Annotated in this window: 1 protein-coding gene; it reads right to left on the reverse strand. The window is 36.9% G+C overall.

The genetic code is table 11. The features are described from left to right. Positions 1-1,613, reverse strand: a 1,613-nt coding sequence (locus tag FXW07_RS04525; protein WP_229394356.1) for a PKD domain-containing protein, incomplete at its 3' end; no start/stop codon positions are given. Between the last annotated feature and the right edge of the window lie 1,687 nt (positions 1,614-3,300).

Genomic DNA, 3,300 nt, shown 5'->3' on the forward strand with positions numbered 1-3,300 from the left:
CCTGTACTCTTGTCAGTAAACTGCACGTTTAATGGGGAACTTCCTGAGACTGGAGAACCAAYGAAATCTGCATCAGGAGTTTGTGAAGCTTCTGTCACGGTTATRTAATCCGTTTTTATTTCCGTATCYTTACCTGCTGCATTACTCACGGTCTCTTTCACAGTATACKTTCCGGGTTTTGAGTATGTATGTGTYGGATTATATTCAGTYACCAGATCYGATCCATCTCCGAAGTTCCATTTCCAATAAGTCGGTGACCCTGTACTCTTGTCAGTAAACTGCACGTTTAATGGGGAAYTTCCTGAGACTGGAGAACCAAYGAAATCTGCATCAGGAGTTTGTGAAGCTTCTGTCACGGTTATRTAATCCGTTTTTATTTCCGTATCYTTACCTGCTGCATTACTCACGGTYTCTTTCACAGTATAYGTTCCGGGTTTTGAGTATGTATGTGTTGGATTATATTCAGTTACTAGATCCGATCCATCTCCGAAATTCCATTTCCAATAAGTTGGGGAACCTGTACTCTTGTCAGTAAACTGCACTTTTAATGGGGAACTTCCTGAGACTGGAGAACCAATGAAATCTGCATCAGGAACTACTGGATTTTGCACAGAAACAGAACCTATAAACTGCCCGAATGCAGCAGGCTCTTTTCCTACCCTCACTGTAGCTGTAATCTTGTTTGTGGCTGTGTTAATTACAGAGACAGCTCCGCTTGTTTCTTTTGCCACATATGCCTTAGTCCCGTCCGGACTGAAAGCAATCCCTAATGGATAACTTCCCACCGTCACTGTGGCTGTAACCTTGTTTGTGGCCGTATTAATCACAGAAAAAGTACCATCTCCATAGTTTGTCACATATACCTTTGTTCCAGCCGGGTTTACCGCAACTCCCCATGGGTACTTTCCYACTTTTACTCTTGCTGYAACCTTATTTTTTGATGTGTCAATTACAGAAACATCGTACTCATTCGTCACATATACCCTTGTTCCAGCCGGATTAACTGCAACTCCGGTAGGGAGGTTTCCTACTTTTATTGTGGCTATAGCCTTGTTTGTTGATGYGTCAATTACAGAAACAGTRTTATCAAGGGAATTCGCCACATATACCTTWGTTCCTGCCGGGTTAACTGCAATTCCACAAGGATAATTTCCTACATACACTGTAGCTGTAACCTTATTTTTTGATGTGTCAATTACAGAGACTGTCTTACTACCTTCGTTTGCCACATATACCTTTGTTCCCGTCGGATTAACTGCAACTCCCCAGGGGTTTTTTCCTACCYTCACTGTGGCTGTAACCTYATTTTTTGCAGTGTCAATTACGGAAATAGTTCCACTTTTTTCTTTCGACACATACACTTTTGTTCCAKCGGGGTTRACTGCAACCCCGTAGGGAGATTTTCCTACATTTATTGTGGCTGTAACTTTGTTTGTTGTGATGTCAATTACAGAGACAGTGGTGCTGCCGCTATTAGTAATGTAGGCGTATTTAGCCGTACTTGAAGTATTTTGTGCAGTAGCTGCCGATGTAGTAGAGAATATCAAAATTAAAAATAAAACAATGGCTGTTGAAACTAAAGCTACTGAACACAATTTTTTGTTCACTTTCATTGTCTTACTCCATTATATTTCGTCCTACATCCAGCAGGTAAATTGTTGTTTCAAATATTTTTACTGATAGCGTTTTTGTGGGAACTTAGATGAGTCCTATATTCCTTATTTGTAACCTGTCTGCTGCTTCTGTTTATATGATGCTTGGACATATGTTAACACGTGTTAAATGAGGGCAAATTAATAGGTGTTGAACAGCGCTATCCTGGCATCCTCTTCATTTCAAGGGAAAATATTTTAACGAAAAAACTTAAAATAATTTTATCACATATTTTGGAAGTTAAACTGATTTTTTAATACTTTTTTAGTCTTAATACTTTTTTAGTCAATACTTTTTTAGTCAATATTTTTTTAGACATGAGAAAACTTTTCAACTCTCAACAAAGAGATGAAACCTACTTTTTCCCGTACAGTTTGAAGAGGATACTTATCCTGAAAAATATCCAAATTTTAATGTCTATCTGCCGAATACAGGTTTTTTTCTAAAACTCAGTTCCAAAATCCAGGTATTTTTTTCGTTTTTGGATTTGTAGAAAACCTATCTAAATCAGCTTTAATTGGATCTGAAAATGAATGTGTAAAAGTATATCAGGTAGTTCAGTTTAAACAATTGGTAATTCTGTCTTTCCGAGGATTTCCCACGAAAAACTTTAATGTTGATATAAAATTTTTTATAAATTATGCATCTGCCAAAAGCCCATGAGGATTTCTACATAACCAGATTTTTTAATTACAGATTGAACCGGAGTTTATAAAATCATGAAAATCGGGATGTAGCTATAAATAATCTGCAGGTTTAATAACAAAATTTATTAAGCACCTTATCCGTGTAGTTCAATTTTAGCGTCATTTATCTTGAACTGATCCACCGTCGGTAATTATATCGTTTCCACATTGTCTATACGAACCATTATAGGGATCTTGTTATATCGATTATATATTAGATACTTCAGGCGGTAGATTATCTATTTTTCTTCCACGATTACTGATTCGCTCTATATTTAGATTTTTTATATTAAAGTGTTTCTAATTCTTGTCCATAAACTTTGTTTTTGGTTACAATTTCTGTTTTATATTATATTTCGCCCCCCTCTCAAAAATAAGGCGATTTTTGTAACAACTGAACAAACTTATTGAATCAAAGGTGGGCACATGCTTAACAAAATCAATGATTTTAACTTGAATCCCACAATGTTCAAAAGAATCCAGTTTAAATTTAGAAAACAAACTAAAAATTTAGACTTAGTCAGTCTTTAATCTCAACCTAATTTAGAAAGTTAAATTTAATCACTCAAAAATATACCGAGGTACATGGAACTCAGAGTAACTAATGTTAACTCTAAAAACAGAATAAGAGGAGACAGAATTTGTTTTGTCCCAAAATTATTTCGTCTCCAAAACCCCATTTTCATTTAGTGTGGGTTTTCAAACTCGTATCAATCAAAGTTGCGCTGGCGCACCCCGCTGCAAGCAACGGGGTATGTTCGCGCCACCGCTCGAAATTCCGTCAAAGGAAATAGTAACCCTAAACGGTTTAGTTTGAGCAGAAGTTAACAACCGAAAAATGGAATTGATAATTATATAGTCATCAACGGTTACCGGGGAAGTTTCCATCCCCGCAGCAAGCTAGCGGGGTATTCGACTGAAATAAATACAACAGTTGCAGGAGTTTTTCCTGAAGTAGTAG

Source organism: Methanosarcina sp. DH1 (assembly GCF_020804205.1).
GTDB lineage: Archaea > Halobacteriota > Methanosarcinia > Methanosarcinales > Methanosarcinaceae > Methanosarcina > Methanosarcina vacuolata.